At 60.6% G+C, this 17,018-nt stretch carries 23 protein-coding genes; 6 read left to right on the forward strand and 17 right to left on the reverse strand.

Annotated elements, in window-relative coordinates; translation table 11 throughout:
• Positions 1–241 precede the first annotated feature (241 nt).
• Entirely contained in the window at positions 242–505 is a 264-nt protein-coding gene (locus CAL19_RS12565; RefSeq protein ID WP_094796931.1) for a hypothetical protein, read from the reverse strand.
• A 137-nt stretch (positions 506–642) separates the two neighbouring features.
• Between CAL19_RS12565 and CAL19_RS19700 the strand changes: the two genes are divergently transcribed.
• Positions 643–804 carry a hypothetical protein gene (locus CAL19_RS19700; RefSeq protein ID WP_170941526.1) on the forward strand — a complete coding sequence of 54 codons (162 nt, stop codon included), beginning with the start codon at positions 643–645 and terminating at the stop codon, positions 802–804.
• 242 nt (positions 805–1,046) lie between these two features.
• Positions 1,047–1,316 carry a hypothetical protein gene (locus CAL19_RS19625; protein WP_141214381.1) on the forward strand — a complete coding sequence of 90 codons (270 nt, stop codon included), beginning with the start codon at positions 1,047–1,049 and terminating at the stop codon, positions 1,314–1,316.
• Between the two features lie 137 nt (positions 1,317–1,453).
• Here the strand turns inward: CAL19_RS19625 and CAL19_RS12575 are convergent, their stop codons facing one another.
• Entirely contained in the window at positions 1,454–1,939 is a 486-nt protein-coding gene (locus CAL19_RS12575; protein ID WP_249276304.1) for a hypothetical protein, read from the reverse strand.
• 472 nt (positions 1,940–2,411) lie between these two features.
• Here CAL19_RS12575 and CAL19_RS12580 point away from each other — a divergent pair, with 472 nt between their 5' ends.
• The 4 genes from CAL19_RS12580 to CAL19_RS12595 all read left to right on the forward strand — a co-directional run bounded on the left by CAL19_RS12580 (position 2,412) and on the right by CAL19_RS12595 (position 4,527).
• Complete coding sequence (locus tag CAL19_RS12580; protein WP_249276305.1) at positions 2,412–3,068, forward strand: site-specific integrase; 657 nt, start codon at positions 2,412–2,414, stop codon at positions 3,066–3,068.
• A 185-nt stretch (positions 3,069–3,253) separates the two neighbouring features.
• Entirely contained in the window at positions 3,254–3,916 is a 663-nt protein-coding gene (locus CAL19_RS12585) for an SOS response-associated peptidase (RefSeq protein WP_094796934.1), read from the forward strand.
• A 57-nt stretch (positions 3,917–3,973) separates the two neighbouring features.
• The gene (locus tag CAL19_RS12590; protein ID WP_141214382.1) at positions 3,974–4,276 is read left to right on the forward strand and encodes a hypothetical protein; all 303 of its coding nucleotides are present in this window, start codon (positions 3,974–3,976) and stop codon (positions 4,274–4,276) included.
• Positions 4,276–4,527 carry a hypothetical protein gene (locus CAL19_RS12595; RefSeq protein WP_094796936.1) on the forward strand — a complete coding sequence of 84 codons (252 nt, stop codon included), beginning with the start codon at positions 4,276–4,278 and terminating at the stop codon, positions 4,525–4,527. Before CAL19_RS12590 ends, CAL19_RS12595 begins: the two co-directional genes overlap by 1 nt.
• Positions 4,528–4,775: 248 nt before the next feature.
• Here CAL19_RS12595 and CAL19_RS12605 read toward each other — a convergent pair whose 3' ends face one another.
• The 15 genes from CAL19_RS12605 to CAL19_RS12675 all read right to left on the reverse strand — a co-directional run bounded on the left by CAL19_RS12605 (position 4,776) and on the right by CAL19_RS12675 (position 17,011).
• Positions 4,776–5,240, reverse strand: coding sequence for a hypothetical protein (locus CAL19_RS12605; protein WP_094796938.1), 465 nt, complete (start codon positions 5,238–5,240; stop codon positions 4,776–4,778).
• Positions 5,222–5,677, reverse strand: a complete 456-nt coding sequence (locus tag CAL19_RS12610) for a lysozyme (RefSeq protein ID WP_094796939.1) — start codon at positions 5,675–5,677, stop codon at positions 5,222–5,224. Before CAL19_RS12610 ends, CAL19_RS12605 begins: the two co-directional genes overlap by 19 nt.
• The gene (locus tag CAL19_RS12615) at positions 5,674–6,000 is read right to left on the reverse strand and encodes a hypothetical protein (protein WP_094796940.1); all 327 of its coding nucleotides are present in this window, start codon (positions 5,998–6,000) and stop codon (positions 5,674–5,676) included. Before CAL19_RS12615 ends, CAL19_RS12610 begins: the two co-directional genes overlap by 4 nt.
• A gap of 1 nt (position 6,001) precedes the next feature.
• Entirely contained in the window at positions 6,002–7,900 is a 1,899-nt protein-coding gene (locus tag CAL19_RS12620) for a hypothetical protein (RefSeq protein WP_094796941.1), read from the reverse strand.
• Entirely contained in the window at positions 7,897–8,244 is a 348-nt protein-coding gene (locus CAL19_RS12625; RefSeq protein WP_094796942.1) for a hypothetical protein, read from the reverse strand. The genes CAL19_RS12620 and CAL19_RS12625 overlap by 4 nt, the downstream gene beginning before the upstream one ends.
• A 63-nt stretch (positions 8,245–8,307) precedes the next feature.
• On the reverse strand, positions 8,308–8,694 hold the full coding sequence (locus CAL19_RS12630) for a hypothetical protein (RefSeq protein ID WP_094796943.1): 387 nt from the start codon (positions 8,692–8,694) through the stop codon (positions 8,308–8,310).
• Positions 8,694–9,953 (reverse strand): hypothetical protein, encoded by a 1,260-nt coding sequence (locus CAL19_RS12635; RefSeq protein ID WP_094796944.1) that lies wholly within the window; start codon positions 9,951–9,953, stop codon positions 8,694–8,696. Before CAL19_RS12635 ends, CAL19_RS12630 begins: the two co-directional genes overlap by 1 nt.
• 58 nt (positions 9,954–10,011) lie before the next feature.
• Positions 10,012–10,188, reverse strand: a complete 177-nt coding sequence (locus CAL19_RS19705; RefSeq protein ID WP_170941527.1) for a hypothetical protein — start codon at positions 10,186–10,188, stop codon at positions 10,012–10,014.
• A 453-nt stretch (positions 10,189–10,641) separates the two neighbouring features.
• A complete protein-coding gene (locus CAL19_RS12645; RefSeq protein ID WP_094796946.1) occupies positions 10,642–12,405 on the reverse strand; it encodes a hypothetical protein in 1,764 nt (587 codons plus the stop codon).
• Positions 12,402–13,214, reverse strand: a complete 813-nt coding sequence (locus CAL19_RS12650) for a discoidin domain-containing protein (protein ID WP_094796947.1) — start codon at positions 13,212–13,214, stop codon at positions 12,402–12,404. The genes CAL19_RS12645 and CAL19_RS12650 overlap by 4 nt, the downstream gene beginning before the upstream one ends.
• Complete coding sequence (locus CAL19_RS12655; protein ID WP_094796948.1) at positions 13,211–15,226, reverse strand: hypothetical protein; 2,016 nt, start codon at positions 15,224–15,226, stop codon at positions 13,211–13,213. The genes CAL19_RS12650 and CAL19_RS12655 overlap by 4 nt, the downstream gene beginning before the upstream one ends.
• Positions 15,227–15,406: 180 nt before the next feature.
• Positions 15,407–15,763 carry a GTA-gp10 family protein gene (locus CAL19_RS12660; RefSeq protein WP_094796949.1) on the reverse strand — a complete coding sequence of 119 codons (357 nt, stop codon included), beginning with the start codon at positions 15,761–15,763 and terminating at the stop codon, positions 15,407–15,409.
• On the reverse strand, positions 15,763–16,182 hold the full coding sequence (locus CAL19_RS12665; RefSeq protein WP_094796950.1) for a phage tail tube protein: 420 nt from the start codon (positions 16,180–16,182) through the stop codon (positions 15,763–15,765). The genes CAL19_RS12660 and CAL19_RS12665 overlap by 1 nt, the downstream gene beginning before the upstream one ends.
• A gap of 14 nt (positions 16,183–16,196) precedes the next feature.
• A complete protein-coding gene (locus CAL19_RS12670; protein WP_094796951.1) occupies positions 16,197–16,595 on the reverse strand; it encodes a DUF3168 domain-containing protein in 399 nt (132 codons plus the stop codon).
• On the reverse strand, positions 16,592–17,011 hold the full coding sequence (locus CAL19_RS12675; RefSeq protein ID WP_170941528.1) for an HK97-gp10 family putative phage morphogenesis protein: 420 nt from the start codon (positions 17,009–17,011) through the stop codon (positions 16,592–16,594). Before CAL19_RS12675 ends, CAL19_RS12670 begins: the two co-directional genes overlap by 4 nt.
• Positions 17,012–17,018 lie beyond the last annotated feature (7 nt).

Here is a 17,018-nt window from a genome sequence, read left to right on the forward strand (position 1 = left end):
TGCAAGCAGTTTAGTGGGGTGGCTGATGGGACTCGAACCCACGACAACCGGAATCACAATCCCACGGCCACGAAATAGAAGAAAGGGAAAGCGCAGTTGAATCAATGACTTGCAGCGATAGCCTACCCTCAATCGGCTGCGCTTTCACCCCTTTTTTCAGCGTTTTTCAAGCATTGTGGTCACGTTCTGGTCAAGCTGGCCAACGCCAAAATGTACGGGCATGGATCGATGCCGGGCATATCTACTTGAATAACTGAGCTATCCGAGCTTTGACCACCGATTCATCAAAAGTCCGCTGGACTAACTCCCGGTTAAGCACCTTCTGTCGCGCGTCGTCCGGAAGCTCGTCCCACAAGCTGAGAACGGACGCACCCAAGAACGCAAGAATGCGCCGATCCGCCTCCTCCAGCTTCTCCATCGCGAGAGACCTCTCAAGCTCAGCGAGTTGCGATCCACCTTCCTCATCCCACCGTTCATTGTCGGATTGTTGTGTCGAGTTGATCATGATGTTCTCCGGAGATCTGCCCTCAGTGTATAGCCCATCCCATTTTTAACTGTTTCAATTCATCGCTAGGGGATTCTGCAGCAATGGCGCACCGTGAAGAAGTGGCATCCAGCCACAACAACATAAGAGGTACCATCATGACATTCCCTACCCGCTTCGCTGCTTCTGCCACTCCGAATGAGCCCGGCCAAAAGCAACCCCCAAGCAAATCTGAAGAAAACCAAACGCAGCAGCAAAAAGAGGATGCTGCGCGCAAGCAAGCACAAGACGATCCGAATAAACAACGTACCCCCCAGTAATTCCGCGACCGAACGCGGCGATTCACTGCGAGGCTGCATACAACAATCTCAGGCCATAACGGCGTTGTGATCTAAGAATTCGGTTCGGACGTGACATGCACGACAACGCAGTGGCTGGCTCATCGAACAAACTCGGTGGCCAGCAACCGAGCGTGCACCCAACACTTGACATGCCCAGTCTGAAGCCATTAGGCGGCCTGCAGATCCAACACAGACATTCACGCTCTTTCAAGGAGCGCTCAATGAATAACGCAAACGACATAGGTTCCAGGCTAAAGCCGGGGATCGACGAAGCTCACTCCACCGATAAACCGGCCGTCCTTTCGCCAGACAACGGGACGCTAATCAACGGCGGCGATGGTTGGCTTTCCTCAGTACGCGACGCGACCAAACATAATCTGGAATCTGCCGCGGAATCATCCACAGATTTCGCCCGCAACAACCCCTGGAAAATGATGGGCATCTGCCTTGCCGCGGGCGTGACACTTGGCATCCTGATCGGCCTACGGTAACGCACCCTTCAGCGGTTGCATGGGTCTCCGCACCGAACGAAGTACAAAACCCTAGCAAGGCAGCGTTGGCCAGCTATGACAGCTGCACCAGATGCGCTGCCTGCTGGACGACGAACCCGCGGTGGTGGATTGGCAGGCTAAGGCTCGGCGCGGATCGCCCTGATATACCCCTGCAGGCCATTCACCTTGTCAGCCAGCCTTCCAGCTTCTGCGCCCATTCGCTCATATTCCGCGACACACTGGCCGAATATTCCGATCCAGTCTTCTCCGGGCTCATCAGGTCGGCTGCCGGCTCGGGCAACTTGGGGACGACGGCGTAGTTGGTCGAGCAGCCCGTCAATGCGCTTGCGCTGGTCAGCAACAAGACGATCAGCAGCCTGGCGGGCCAGGACGGCCCCACGGTATTCAGCATCTGCACGGTCTTTCTCCGCTTGCAAACCGCGTTCGATGGCGGCGTTAAGTGCTTGGGCCTCGGCTTGGGCGGCGGCATAGCCCGCGTCATGCCCCGACGACCAGCGCCAGTGCCACGCCCCGACCATGGCGGCGATCAGGGCGGCACCCGCCGCCGCTGCCGCCGCGTAAGCCTTCCAGCCCGACAAAGCGCCAAACATTTTGCCGATCATGGGCCGTCCAGCCATTGAGGGGCATCTTTAGGCGGCTGAGGCTCAAGCGCCGCGCCAAGGTCATCGGCGGCTGCCCTGGCTGTGGTTGCCGCAGCCTTCGCGGTGGTGGCCGCAGTGCGCGCAGTTCGACCCGCCGACCCGGCCTTAATCGCCGCTTCGTTCGCCGTATCCGCCGCCGCTTTGGCGACCTCCGCAGCACCGCTTGCCGTCTCCGCAATCGCTGGCAAGCGTTGCTCGATGAGAGGAACCTGAACGCACTTTCGAGGAAGGGGCGGTCCGGTTCCTGCAGGAAAGCTATGGCCAGCGCGACTATGAAACCAAAGTTCGGCATGTCGCATGGTGGCGCGAGCAGTTTGCCGGCCGGGCATTACGCTCTTTAACCGCAGATGAGATCGTCGCGGCGCTGCCCACGCACCGCCGGCACAAGTACGGCAAGCCGACGCTCCTGGCCCCAGCGACGAAGAATCGCTACTTGGCGACCATCCGCACGCTGCTGAATAGCTGCCTGGACAAGCCCCCGAAGCTTACGCAGTACGCAGAGCCGAGGGTGCGCATACGATGGGAGCCGCCCCAAGTAATTGCCGCCGTCATCCAGGGCATCACTCTGCCATGGCTGCGCGACGCGGCAGTGGTAGCCGTAGCCACCGGCATGCGGGAATCAGAACTGTTTGGACTGACGCCATCCAGCGTGAACCTTGCGGGCCGCAGTGCCTGGGTGTCTCATGATGAGGCCAAGTCTGCCAGGGCCCGTGCCGTCCCGCTCAACGATGACGCCATGGCCGTGATCCAGCGGCGCTTGGCGACAGCCTCCCGGTATGTGTTCACCCGGGACGATGGGGACGGCAGGCGGGTGGGCAAACACGACCGACGGGCGTTCCAGCGTGCATGCGCGGGGGCCGGGGTAGCCCACTTCAAGTGGCACGACCTGCGGCACACTTGGGCCAGCTGGCATGTTCAGCGCGGCACGCCCCTGCTTGTACTGAAGGAACTGGGCGGCTGGGAGCGGATCGAGATGGTGCAGAAGTATGCCCACCTGGCGCCCAGCCATCTGGCGGCCCACGCCGAGACGGTCAATTTTTGGTCAATCTCGAACGGGCAAGAAAAAACGCCGCTGGTCAGAGCGGCGTAAGTTCTTGATTTCTAAGCAGTTTAGTGGGGTGGCTGATGGGACTCGAACCCACGACAACCGGAATCACAATCCGGGCAGCTTTCTAGGATTTATGCGGCTCTCCGCCGAATTTCTTCTAATATCGAGACGAATTGAGCCACGCAAATATGCGGCTCTGCGCCAAGATATTAGAAAGGAATTCGCCTATGTGTTCCCACTACCAGGGCATCAAAAAGCGCGAGCAGCTGGAGAAATACTTTCGCAGTCGGGGCATTCCACTGCCGCCGAACTGGGACATGTGGCCGCGCCGCCTTGGGGAGTTCGTCAGAAGACCGCCTGAGTGGGATTCAGGGGATGAGGCCGTCCCTGAGCGGGAGGTTGAGATTGGGCGATGGGGGCTGATCTCTGCCATGACCCGGGCCGATGGCCTGGCAAAGGCGGAGAAGTTGTCGACGTTCAATGCCCGGTCGGAAACCGCGCACAAGTCCTTCACCTTCGGCAATGCATGGCGCAAGGGGCAGCGGTGCATCGTGCCCGCCGAGGCAGTCTACGAACCTGACTGGCGATCAGGGAAGGCCTTGGCCACCCGCTTTACCCGCGCTGATGGCGCCCCGCTAGGCATCGCAGGCCTGTGGGATCAGTACAAGGACGCCGACGGCAACTGGCGGCTGTCGTACACCATGCTGACGATCAACGCCGACCACCACCCGCTGTTTCGTGAGTACCACCGGCCCGACGACGAGAAGCGCATGGTCGTGATCCTGCCGGATGGCGCCTACGATGACTGGCTGACGGGCGCGGGCGACACGCGCGACTTCCTGCAGCCCTTCCCTGCCGACGCCCTGGTGGCCACACCGGAGCCGAAATAGGGGACGCTATTGGCCGGGCTGGCTTGGATATACTGTACAACCATACAGTAGATTGCCATGCCAAACTGCACCATTAAACGCACACATCGCCTGGGCCGCCCGTTGGAAGACCGAGATTGGGAGGCTGTGCCCGGCCCCGTCATGATGTACTCCATCTTCCGCGAGGACATGAAGCGCTACGTCCAATGCTTCAAGGTCATGCGGCGGGATGCCGGGGCGACTTTGCCCTCTCCTATTCCCGACTTGATGGACGTGGAGCTCCTAACCTTTTCAACTGATCGGGCCATGATGGCACGCGGGTTCGAGGAGGTGCGCGGCACCCGGTATTACCAGGGCTGGTATATCGAGTGGATCAGGTGATGGGCGAAGACAACGGAATCCTGGCCCACGTGGGCGGCGGTTACCACGCGGCTGCCATTCAGAAGCTACCGCCGGCCGCCGAGGCCGAGGAACGGTCCTACGATGTCGTCATCGAAGCCGGTCACGCGGGCTGGGTCAGGATCTACTTTCAGCGCATGCGTGCGCGCCACCACAAACACAGCCATTGGTTCTGGCAGGCTTACCGCGCCGAACCGGTCAACCCGCCCGACGACGAACTCGCCCCTCAGTAACTACGTATAGACCATGCGAAAGGTCGTGGGCACACTCAAGCCCATGACCGAATTGGAACACTGGGAAGCGCGGGCGACTGAGTTCGGCCTGCTGTTGCATGAGCGTCAGGCCGTGCTGGCTGCGGCTGGCATGCTGTCGGGCGCTGTGGCCTGCTGCATTGACGTGCTGGAGCGGCCCACAGAGACGGCAGTGTTGGCCGTATTTGCGGAGGCGTGTCGGCGGGCGAATGCGCCTGGCGAGATGCCTGTTAGGGGTTAGCCTGCTGTACCGCCCTGATGTACCCCTGCAGGCCGTTCACCTGATCCGCCCAGCGGGCAGCGTCTATGGCCAGCTCCCCATACTCCGCGTAGCACGCTGCAAAACCTCCGATCCAGTCGGGGCCGGAATCATCAGGTCTGCTGCCGGCTCGGGCAGCCGAGGGGTCACGGCCATTGGCGAGCAGCAGCCGGTCAAGACGAGTACGGGCAGCAGCCAGGTCACGCTGCGCAGCTTCGCGCGCCAGAACGGCGCCGCGGTGGATTGCATCTGCACGGTCTTTCTCCGCTTGAATGCCGCGCTCGATAGCGGCGGTAAGGGCTTGGGCCTCAGTCTTGGCTGCCGCCTCCCCTGCCAGGTAGCCAGATGACCAGCGCCATTCCCACGCGAGAGCAGCCCCAATTACCAGCGCCACCACCGCGAGCGGCTTCCAATACTTCACAAGCCAGATAGGCATATCTGCCGCTCCGCTTCCCGCCTGCGCTCCAATCCCCGCAATTTCTTGCCTCCGGCATATACCCAGCGCGGCAACTGGTTGCACGCGCCCCGTACATCGCCCGCCCTCAGCATCCGCAACAGGGTCGAGCCGCCATAGGCGCCGGGCCCGACGTTGTAGACGAAGCTGGTAAGCGCGACCCTCACCCCATCAGGCAAAGGCCGGCTTACCGACTTGTCCACCACCGCCAGGGCTTTCACGACTTCCTGCCGGGTCAGATCGTCGCACTGCTCAGGCGTAGCCACATCACCCATCTTCACGCCGTGCGTGTACCCCTCGCAGATCGTGGGAATGGATACCGGGTCAAGATAGGCCACCAGCGAACGACCCTCATATGCCGCCACCAGCGATACGGCTGCGGTGATTACGCCGCCTGCGATCTTGCTTGCTGCCTTCACTTCCCCATCCCCTTCCAGGCCGAGTAGGCGGTAATGACCGCGGTGACCAAGCCAACGATGTAGGCCAGCGGCTTCGCCAGCCTACCGAGCCCCTGCAATACCTTGAACCCCCCGGCGAGCGCCTGGAATGTTTCGACGATGTCCCGCGTGTTCTTCTCTACCCGGTCGATGGATTCCGTGTTGCGCTGTGTGGCCTGTTTGAATTCGGCCAGATCGCTACGGCACTCCGCCAGGTCATCTTTCATTTGGACGACCTGGCCATGAAGCGACTTGATGAATGCCTCGGAGTAGTACTGATCGGGCGGAGGGTTGTCGATCTTCATATCAGCCGTAAACTTTGATGTAGTGCAGGGATGCGCCGGTAAACAAACGCTCCGCGTCCTGCTGCTGACCGCATCGGAGCTTGCTGTACGTCGAGGTTCCATATGCGGATTCAATGCTGCTTCCGCCGTTCAATGATGCATAGCCAGTGAACGACTTGCACCACATGTAGATGCGGGCTTCCGTTTCGGAATTGCGCCAAACGACCAGCTCGGTGTTCCCGAGCGGGTACCGGCCAGCGTCGGTGACATCTGTACGGCGCGGGTACAGAATCTCGTTGAAGCAAGCCTTGTCGGCAGTCGCGTTGTACAACTGTGACAGCTCCATCCCGAGATAGACCGTGCGGCTGCGCATCGTCCCCTGGATGTCGCAGATGAATTCCGCCGACCCGTCACCGAAGCGATAGTCGCTGTAAGTCGTCAACTTTCCAGATATCTGTGTACTTTGCTTAAGGAGAATCCCCCGCTTGCACGCAACGGGGACGCCCTTGGGAAACAATTCCACAGCTTGGCCATCGATTACCCACTTTGGTGGAATCAGAGCTTCCTCACGACCGTGGTAAGAGCCGGTGAACGACGGCGGCTCGGCGTCGTTGTCATAGATGGCGTATTCATGGGCGCCCGCGTTGGTCACGTAATGGCGGTACGAAGGGAGCTGGAAAGTGGCGTAGTTGTCATACGCAACCTCCCGGCGCAGCTCGTCGGGCCTGTCAGCATTGACCGCCACCAACACCATATAGCGCGAAGATGTGCCCGAATCCTTCTGCGTAACCGTAATCGGGATCGCTGCCAGGGATCGTGTTTGTAGTATCACCGTGTGCAGGGAGGGCCCCGAGGCAGAGGCGTCCTCCAAGGAAATCGTCTCGGTCACAGCTCCCCCCACGCCGAGGTAGCTGATTTCAACCGAGCGAGACATGGACGCGCTCTTCAGAAAGGTGAGCTTTATCTGCCCGTTCTTGTCCGGCTTGACCGAGAAGCTGACGCTATCGTCGACGGTGGCGGTACGCCGACAAGCAATGGCTGTGCTCGGTGTGCCCGCCGTGCTGCCAGACTCCATACCGATAACCGCTGGAGTTACCGAGTAATTGGCCCATCCGGAGCCGGAGTAAACCGCGCCTAAGGGGGCCGCTTCGGCCACAGACTGATAGGCCAACGCCTCACCCAGCGCAAACACGGATTGGATCCGCTGCAACTCCCAAGGGCCTGTATCGGCTGCTGCTGACGCACGGACCCGAATTGAGACGTACTCTTCACGGTGAGCGTTCTTCGTCACCACATAAAAGCCGTCGTCGCCCTCATCTTCTGCCGATCGGTACCGCACCACGAACCCGCCTGAGAACTTCAGCTGTGGCATCGTCTCCCGCACGGACTCTGCGCTGACGGCGCCCCCGACGATCACCCCGCCTCCGATTCGCCCCACATTGATCGGCGTACCACTCAAGGTAGCGGTACCTTCACACCACACATCAACACTGTTGAAGTCGACCGAATCGAAGGCGTAGGTCTTCCCCGGCAACAGGCGGATGCTGTTTGCTCCAGACGACGCGGCCCGAGCGAGTGCGGGTCCGTCGTCGTCATCATCCACATGCGCAAAATCTTCTGGCGTTACCCACTCTCTACTCTTCTCCAGCATCCGCCGAGACGCTGCCAGAGTTCCGTTCTGCTTGAACGCCACCATCCCAGCGCCGCTGTTTTCGGTCGACGCATCCGCCAAATCGGCACGGATCGAGTTAACCCCGTTCCCTGCCAGCTCCGCATAGGACTCAGCAGAAAGCGCAGCCGACTCAGCCGCTTCTTTGGCTGCCAGGGCTTCCGGGGTTACGTCCCCCCTATCCCCCTTCGGGCCCTTAGCCTGAATCTCCACGACGGTAACCCCGCCGCTATCGACTTCCTGAACAATCATCGCGTCACCTCACGACTGATGAACCAGCGGCCCTGGAGCAGGCGCACAATGTCCCCGCCCTGATAGACGATCTCCAAGTCGTAGGCGCCAGTCAGTTGCGTCAGCGGAGCGGTGCGCTCCGGTTCAAGTTTCAGCTCGACCGTTCCAGCTGTCCCACCGAGAACAATGTCCCCGTCCCCTGTGGACAGCGACAGAACCAGGTCGTCCGGATGGATGTATCTCATCTGCATGCGTGCTTCGCATCCGCTGAGATCTACCGGCTCCCCTTCGCTGTCTTTCCAAGTGAACAGAAGCCTAAAAGTGGCGCCCTGATCTATGTGAAGGTCGTAATACCCGGCGTTCATGGCTACCCCACTAACGCAAAAAAACCCGCGGCTCGGCGGGCTTTGTGCTTGTTGAATTTTCGGCTACGCCTCGATCAACGCAGCCGCCTCAAATAGGTCGTCCATCTGCTCGCTACTGATCCCTGCCTTGTCAGCCAGGTAGGCCAGCGCGGGACTCGTTCGACTCCAAGCGGTTGCCCGCTCCCATGCCCAGCGGACTTCAGCGGGCGTTTCAGGATCGTCTACTGCAGCCTGTACGGCGGGCATGAGGCCGGCGTTGATGAGGGCGATTCCGCCCTGTGCTGCGGTGACCTCTTGCGGAGCAGGAGGGGCCGGCTCTACCCAGCTGCCGTCCGCCGCCGCCACGTAATGGTCGTATGGGCGCTGGGCCTGCATGACGATCGAGCCAGCCGGTTGGTCGCCGCCAACGTACTGAAAGTTTTCGCCAACAAACGCATACACCGGGTCCATTAGATCGCTCCTTTGACTTTCCAAACCTTGACGCGGCACGGCGCTGGCCCACTTATGGCGCTGGCATTCCCATGCGCTCCGCCGCCCTCCACGGAGGGCCCCATCAAGAACTGTGACCCGGTTTGAACGGCGATACTCCCGTCGTTGTATTGGTGGGCCGAAACGCCACGACTAGTGGCCGCGTAATACCAACCGGTGGCCCCCCAAGCACCACCAGATTGAATTTCAGCCAAACAGAAGACCCGGTAACCGGGAAATGGGTTTGTGACCATATACCGTGTATTGGTGGAAACATTCGCAGGCGATGACTCGCTCCCACCGTTTGGATACACGATCGCAAAGTCCACCGAGTCATCGAGGGCCGTAAGTCTGGTGTCCAGTTCGCCGCGTACCGCATATGCACTAAGCCCAGCATCCCACTCCATAGCGCCCACGCCTATGACATAGATGGGTCCTTCGTCCGTGCTGGGAATATCGGCTTCTTCGACGTACCTCACCACGTCAGGCGCACCTGCTATGGGAACGTATTCTTCGCTGTCGACATCCCACTCCATCGGCCCAATGCCAACCGCATATATCGGGCCAACGTTCGAAGTCGGGATGCTCTGGTAGACAGGCAACCCGGCGTTGGTCTGCGCCTGCTCCGCGTAGTGCTTGGCGGAGAACTCGCCGCCAGCGACAGGGCCATCGGTCTTGGTTGCCCAGGCCTCGGCGAGCGCTGCGCTATCGGAGGCGTCCGATGCCGCGCTGCTTGCAGTCGAGGCAGAGGACGAAGCCGCACTGGCCGCGGACGTCGCGGTATTGCTGGCCTCGATGACCGCCTGCACGTCCTCATCGGTCAGAGGCTGCGGGTCGGAATAAACCCAAGCACCGTCCACCAGGTCGTAAAAGCCGCGAAGCTCTTCATCCGGGTCAGCGTAGACCTGCGCCAGAGTGCCCTCCGGCTGGGGTAGCGCGGCGGCCATATCGGCGTAGGTCTCGTACCTTTGGACTGCGCCGTATAGTTGCCCGACCAGGACATCGCGCCAGTCGATAGCGGGCTCCAGAGACTGAATCCGGTACAGGCCGTCGGTGGCGTAGAAATACGCGTACCCGTTCTCATCTGCCACCACCGTGCCGCTGGGGTACGGATCTGTACCGTCCCTGTCACGGTAAACCGGCGCGAGTGCTTGGTTGGACTCACGACGAATGTACAGCACCGCTCCCGGCGCGATGTCTCCGTGCTGGTCAACGATCGTGGATTGCCAACGAATCAGCATTGATTCACCCAATAAGAAAAGCCCGCCGAAGCGGGCTGTGCGCAAAAAGAAACCCGCGCTAGGCGGGTTCGTAGGGCTGGATGTTTCCGGCTGCGAGGATCTGGTCGTAGAGCTGGCGCCCGTATTCCTCCGGGTCATCCGGGGAAGCCGTAAAGGGCAACCACCCGAACTGAGGGTGATTGATCTCGCAGTCGATTGAGCCCAAGGCGTTGAACTTCGGATTCCTGTATTCCATGCTATGCCACCCTTTTCCAGACTGCCGGGACGCCCGTCTGCGCTCCGCATAGCATCCAAGTGCCAGAAGGCCCACCGTTCTCGGTGCTATTGTTGTCGGTATAGCGCAGGTCTCCACCCGACCTGGTAGCCCCAGGGCCACCGGCCCCACCTGACACGGCCTTCAGCATCGCGTAAGTGCCGTTAGCGCCAACACTGAGAGCGGCCGTCCTGGCGCCTACCCAGTTGCTTTCAGCCGACCCATTAGCCAACTTGGCCGCCGTCACGTTGCTATTGACAATCTTGTCCGTCGACACCGAGTTAGAAGCCAGTGCGGCCTGCTCAATCCTCGGCGCTCCCGCCGCCCCTTCGGCCATTGCGATGGGGTTGTCCCGCAATGCAATGCCGTCTACGGAGCGTATGGGTTTGCCAGGCTCCAGTACCGCGTCTGAAATATCAGTCCAGTTCGCCATATCTACGTCCAGTTATATCCAGGGTTACCATCGACTTGCCCATCGTTTTCAGCCCACCAAGCGCCTGTGGCGCGTTCTACTTCGGTTGCTTCCGCGAAGTCCGGTGCGTCGTCGTCCATCCACAAGCCAATCCGGAAGCTGATCGAGTACTCGTAAACCTCAAGTCTGTATTCGACCGAGTGGCCAGGCGCAGTTTCCTCTGCGCTCAGTATCTGGTACCGAGTCTCCAAAGGCGCGCCGGTTTCGTCTACAACGCCGCGATGCAACATATCCACCACGTCGCCGGTCCACATTTCCCGGTCCTTGGCGTCCACACTGATCGTGGCGTACCGAGGATTGTTCCGGTAGCGGCTCAGAAGTCGAGCCGTCACGTTTACCGCCTGGGCATCGCTTTGCAGCCATCGCGAGTAAATCTTCCGGATGCGCTGCTCACCGTATTGCTGGCTGCCCTCGGCCTCTAGATCTGCCCGGATGCGCACCTTCCGGTAATTCGCTTCCTTATCCAGATTCTCGGTCGGGTCGCGCTGCCCCCAGAACACCCATACCTGCGATACTCGGGCCTTCGGGTCCTGGGACAACTCCGCGCTGTCAGCAATAATGTTCGCGTAGTCGTTGATCTTGGGCACCGCCTGAAAGATCGGCGGCTTGATCGCCTGCAGTTTGACCTTCTGCTCCCGCTCATCCCACCAGATGAAAAACAAACACTGCTCGGTGATCTCCGAAAGCAGATCGGTGACCCCGGTCGGTTCGGTAATCAAACCGGTGAGTTCGAACTGCTGGAGCCACAGGGACGTTTCCTCCTGCCATTCTGGAAAGTCGATCCACGCCGCGGGAACCTCGCCGTACTCGGTGAGCCATTCATAAGCCAGGTCATCGACCCGCTTGTTGGTGTAACGCAGGCAAATCTGCACCCGGTCGCCGGCCTCATGACTATCCCGCTTGCTGCCATCGGTAGCCCGCGTGATGCCCGTCAGCCGGATCTCGGTGTCGCTGATGGTCGACACGCCCGTGTAGCGCATGAGCTCGTCGTTGACCCGGACCGTCCCGGGCGCAGGGTACTCGGACGCCAATGCCCGCGTCACCCTCAGGAACGAGATCGAATCGTCCTCCCCGTAGTCGATCAAAAGCTCACCAGCGCTGGGCCGCGGCGCCTGCGCCTTGTCGTTGTCCGCCAGCTTCAGTACGTCCTTGGCGGTGATCTGTACCTTGCCTCGCGAATCCGGGCCGTCGATCTTGTCGATCAGGTAGGTCCGCGTCACCATGTCCTCGAGCGCCTGGCCAACATAGCCCTCACGCACTCGCAATACCCGGTTGTTGTAGTACGGATTGCGAGCCAGCCATTTGGACCAGAACGTGCCCCGCTCCGTCGGGTCGTAGTCGCGCTCTGAAACATAGGGGTCGACAACGTTGTCCGAGTGGGGGTGATCCTTGAACGACACGCGAATCGAGGCGCGCTTGCCCAGCGGGCCGCTGTTCTTGTTGCCGCCACCCGGGTTAATTTCGGTCGGCGCCGTCGACACCGACTGGACGCTCGGGATGCAGTACACATCCGGCAGGCGCTCCCCAGGTTTACAGAAGTGCAACACCAGTGGCTGCGGCGAGTAGTTCTCCGGATCCTGGCAGGTCGCCAGCGTGTTGAAGCACTTGCGCTGCCCCGTCACCCCGATGGCCGCTGCGCAAGGCGCCACGCCATACCGGTGCTGGCAGAAATCCTGCTCGACCTCGACGACCGTCTGAAGCTCACGCCCTACGGTTTCCTCGTTCATGCTATGGCCTCGACCGAGAAACCGACTGACATCAGGTCGCGCACGCCCTGATTCCGCGGGCGGATGTCGTCATTGCACCAGGCGTACAACACCTCCGATGGGTACTTCAGCGGGTACCATGCGATGAAGAACGGGTACTTACGGGCCGACTCCACAAACGGATCGAACCACTGGCGATACCAGCCAGCGGTCAGGTTGTCCCACTCGTAAGAAGTGGCATACCCTTCGCGGATGATCGATCGTCCCAGGAACTGCCCGCCGTCGCTCTTGTTCGGCATGATCTCAGTTTGGCGCGCCAGGTTCCCGGGAGTGTGCCCCCCGTACAACCCTCGCTGCATTTCCAGCACCCGACCGATATAGACAACGCCAACGGAGGCCACCGCCTCAGTCACAGACAAGCGCCAGTAGCGCGCCGTGATAGGTTCGAACAGCAGCATGATCGCCAGGTCATCAGCGGCCTCTGCCGTCTCCACGGTCGTCCAGTCTGTGCCGTTGACGCTGTACTCCAGAGCGAAAGTCGCGCCAGCCGTCCCGAGGTTGTGACTGGCAATGCCCAAGTAGTCAACCTCGACCGCCTCCCCAGCGTCATATGCCACCCACGCCGGGACAGCCGCGGGCCTCCACCGTTCATACGTCATCGGGTTGGCCGTGGCGGACGCCGGGAAGGCCGGCGCTTCGCTGCTGGCAGTCACGACGGCATTTCGGGTCAAGGTTTGATACCCAATCCGCGCATGGTTCAGCGGATAGCCGCGCCCGTCGGCATGATCGCCCTGCTCCACCAGGCTCGGGCTAACTACGATTACGCTCATGCGACCCTCAAACGGGCGCCATCGCCCACCGCTTCGTTAATCTGATCTATGAGGTCACGAACCGATTTCTGGTCGAACCTGTCGCCCTGCAAGTTGATGGTCACTGCCGCCGGGGATGGCGATCCAGCCCCCGCCGAGGACGAGGGGGCCGACGAATTGCCACCAATCGACCCGCTCGCTCCGCCCTTCATATTTCCGCCACCGCCGCCGCCCAGAGCACCCGCCGCTTGCGCGAGCCCGGTGGCTGCGATTAGCCCGACTTTCGCAGCGCCCAATGCCTCGATTGAGGCTGCCACCGGAGGCCCAGCGATAGGCCCAAGCTCGGCCAATGCGCGCATTGCGGCCGCCTGAGTCCAGATGATCGTCTCAGCAATCGCCAGACCCTTGCTAAGAGCAATCGCCGCGATCGCAGCTGCCTTGGACTTTCCCGCGAACTGATCCAGCAGCGCAATCCCCTGCCTAACGACATCGCCGCGCATCTGTAGCTCGGTTTGAGCCCACTTTTGGATGTTGCGGTTCCGCTCCTCTTCGCCCTTCGCTGCGATGGCGGTCAAATCCTCCTGGTGCTTCTGCTCGAGTTCCAGTGCAAGCGCCTTGCGTTCCTCTTCTGTAACTAGACCTTCCTCGTAGATCTCGCGCAGCTGCTCTTGGCGATCGAGGTAGCCTTTGATTTCCAATTCAGTTTCAGATGCAACGTGCTCGCGCAATAGCTCAAGTCGGTCTTGAAGCTGCTGCAGGTATCGCTCCCGCTCCTTCTCCGCCTCATCATCGCCACGCTCACCTAGACCGCCGCCCGAGCTTCGGCCAAATACGGTCGTTGGCGGCAGATCTACAGGGCTGTTGAACGCGTTCTGCCAAGCTTCCTCAAAGCGATTGCCTTTGTAGTTCCACAGGTCAGCCCACTTTGCATTGGCTTCCTCGAGGGTCTTGTTGCGCTCATTCAGGACAGATTCGAGTTCCTTCCGGCGCTTCTCCGCCTCTTCTGGGTTGATCCAGTCGGATATTCCGGATTTGTCTTCGGCAAAACTTCCCAACAGCGACTGGATGTCGGCGGCAACGACCTTGAAGCTGCTGTGGACCGCCCCGATTGTCTTGCCTATCCCAACAAGCGCATCAGCGAGGCGGGCAATTCCAACTCCAACCGTGTACACCCAATCCTGAAGCTCAGTGCTCGTGCCCAGATCGATAGCCGCACCTGACACATCATCGATCGCGCTTTCGCCCTTACGCACCTCGATGACGAAGTTCAGGAAGCGGCCGGCGACTTGGGTAAGCGCTGGTGCCAGCGACCCCGCCAACTGGTTCTTTAGCCCGTCTATGGTTCCGCCAATGGCTGACATGGCCTGGTCAAACTGCAACAAATTCTGGCGCTGGACGTCGTCCATCACGACACCCAGCGCTTCAGCCTGCTCCGCCAGTCGCCGAAAGCCTTCCCCTCCATTCTCAAGCAAAGGAATCAGAGCGGTCGCATCCGACGCCATCGCCTCCATGTAGAAGGTGAGATCGTCCTGCGCTGCCCCTGCCTTCACAAGCGAATCGTAGTAAAGCTGCAAAGCCTGCGGGCCGGACAGATTCCTGAATGCTTCTGCAGTAATCCCGACCTTTGGCGCGATCTGCTCGAAAAAATCGAGCATCGGCCCGCCGCCAGTCGAGCGGAAATCGCCAATGCGATCATTGACATCTTTCAGAATGTCGGCGAACTTTTCTTGCTCGATGCCTACAGACTTGGCGGCGAACGCCAGACCCTGAAAGTCTTTTGCCGAAGTATTGGCGACCTGCGCTAGGGAGGTTATCTCCCTGGCGCTTTTTGCCGCCGACGACACCATGGCCGTCATGGCCACCCCCGCCGCCGCAGCGCCCGCCGCAAAACCAGCCATCGCGGTGACGGCTGCGCGTGCCGCGGGCGCTATTCCGGACAACGAGCCTTTGGCGCGAGCGATTCCCTGCTCGAGCCCGGTGGTATCCGCACCTATGCGGACGTACAACGAGCTAAGCTGGCTTCCTGTTGCCATTGTTCATCATCCGTTCTAGTCGCTCAACGTCGGCCTGTTTAAGGCTTCCCGCGTAATCCATATTCGGGTCCTTTGGCCGCTTCAGGTGATATATCCGCCACCACTCCTGCGGGGTCATCTGCCAGAAGTCCCCCAGCGATATGCCCCAGGACACCGCGAAGTCGAAGAAGAGGCCCCAGTCTAAGTTCGGCGCTTCCGTGCCGATTTCGGGGCCGGGTCGTTTCCCCCGGCCTGCACCTTCTGGGCGGGGAAGGCAGCCAGAACAATCGCAGAAGCGATTGCTTGGGTCTGTTCTTGACCCCCGTGCATGATCTCTTGATAGACCTCTTCTTCGGTCACCGCCACCCCTGCGTGCTGCAGGAACAGCGCCACAGCCGTAGCTAGGTGCGTAAGGCGCGGGTGGCCAGTGGCGAGGCTATGAGCGAGCGCCGACAGGGACACCCGCTGTTCCACCGTGTTCAGCAGGCGCATCGTCGGGGTGATCCGGTACTCACGGCCACCCCACCCCAGCACGACATCCTGAAAGATCGCGCTCATTAGATCGAAGCCTCCGGCGTGAACGTCCAGGCGCCGCTCGACTGCACGGTCGCGGTAAACGTGACCGACTCGTTGTAGGGCGCACCCAGTTCGAAGCTGCCGATAAAGAAGTCGCCAGTGATCGCACCAACGCCCGGGATGACCAGGGTGTACTGCTCCAGGAAGTTGGTCGTGCTGGGGTCCAGAGCCAGCAGCAGCCAGTCGTCCTGGCGAATGATGCCCTCGACGGACATGTCCATGGAGCGGCTGGCGGGGACGCTCAGCAGCGTGCGGAAGGCCCCGTCGCAGTCCTGCGTGACATCGATAGACTCGCCGCCGATAGTGATGGTTTTGGTCCGGGCGCAGATCCGGGGGCCGGAGTCATCCGCGCCCACGTAAAAGGCAACGTCGCGCCCGGCGATAGCTTGCAAATCAGCCATGGTGAAAAACTCCGTTAAGAGTGAGTAGTAAGAAGACGGAACCTGATCACGCCGTGGCGAGTTAGCCCGTCAGGGTCAAGTAAAGTGTTCTGGTATTCAGCGTCCAGCAGGACCGTGTGCGCTCCCGTCACCGCCAGGGGGTAACGGCTCAAAGCGTCATAGATCAGCTGCAAGATCTCCTTGGCTTCCTTCCGACCTTCGTGGCGGGACCACACATGCAGCGTCAGATCGGTGTCCGCTCCCAGGTTCACGTCGTCGTCGTAGGCGGTGCTGTCATCCTCGCCAATCACGACATAAGGGAACTCAGTGTTCTGCGGCACGGCGTCATAGATACGGCCGCCAACGCGCCCAGCCAGAGGCGTGTAACCGCTCAGCCGGGCGAAAATCGCCTCTTGGATGCTCCATTGGTTCATTTCCGCGCCCTCTTGCCCTTACGGCCTATCTTCACGCCAGCTTCTTTGGCAATTTCTTTCAGTCGCTTGAACCAAACGAACCGGCGCCGCTTTAGGGCAGGAGCGAGAAACGGACGGGCTGGCATGTTTTGCGTACCGAATTCCAGCCAGGGCGCGTAGAACAGATCAGTCCCCACATCCGCATAGAACCCGTTGTTGACGACCATCAAGCTTTTCAGCAGATCGCCGCTGTCTGTGTTCGGGGCGTCCCCAGGTTTGGACACATAGCGCTTGCCCACTTTCTCACCGCGAGACTTGCGGTTGATCGAGCGCTGCGCCAGCTCCAGGACCTCCCCTGCCGTTTTGTCCACCGCCCATTTGAGCTGGTCGTCCATGTCCTTGCCGTACTGGTTTAAGGCGTCGAGGGTGGCTTGCATGCCCACG

The organism is Bordetella genomosp. 7 (assembly GCF_002261265.1).
In the GTDB taxonomy this organism is placed as follows: Bacteria; Pseudomonadota; Gammaproteobacteria; order Burkholderiales; family Burkholderiaceae_B; genus Bordetella_A.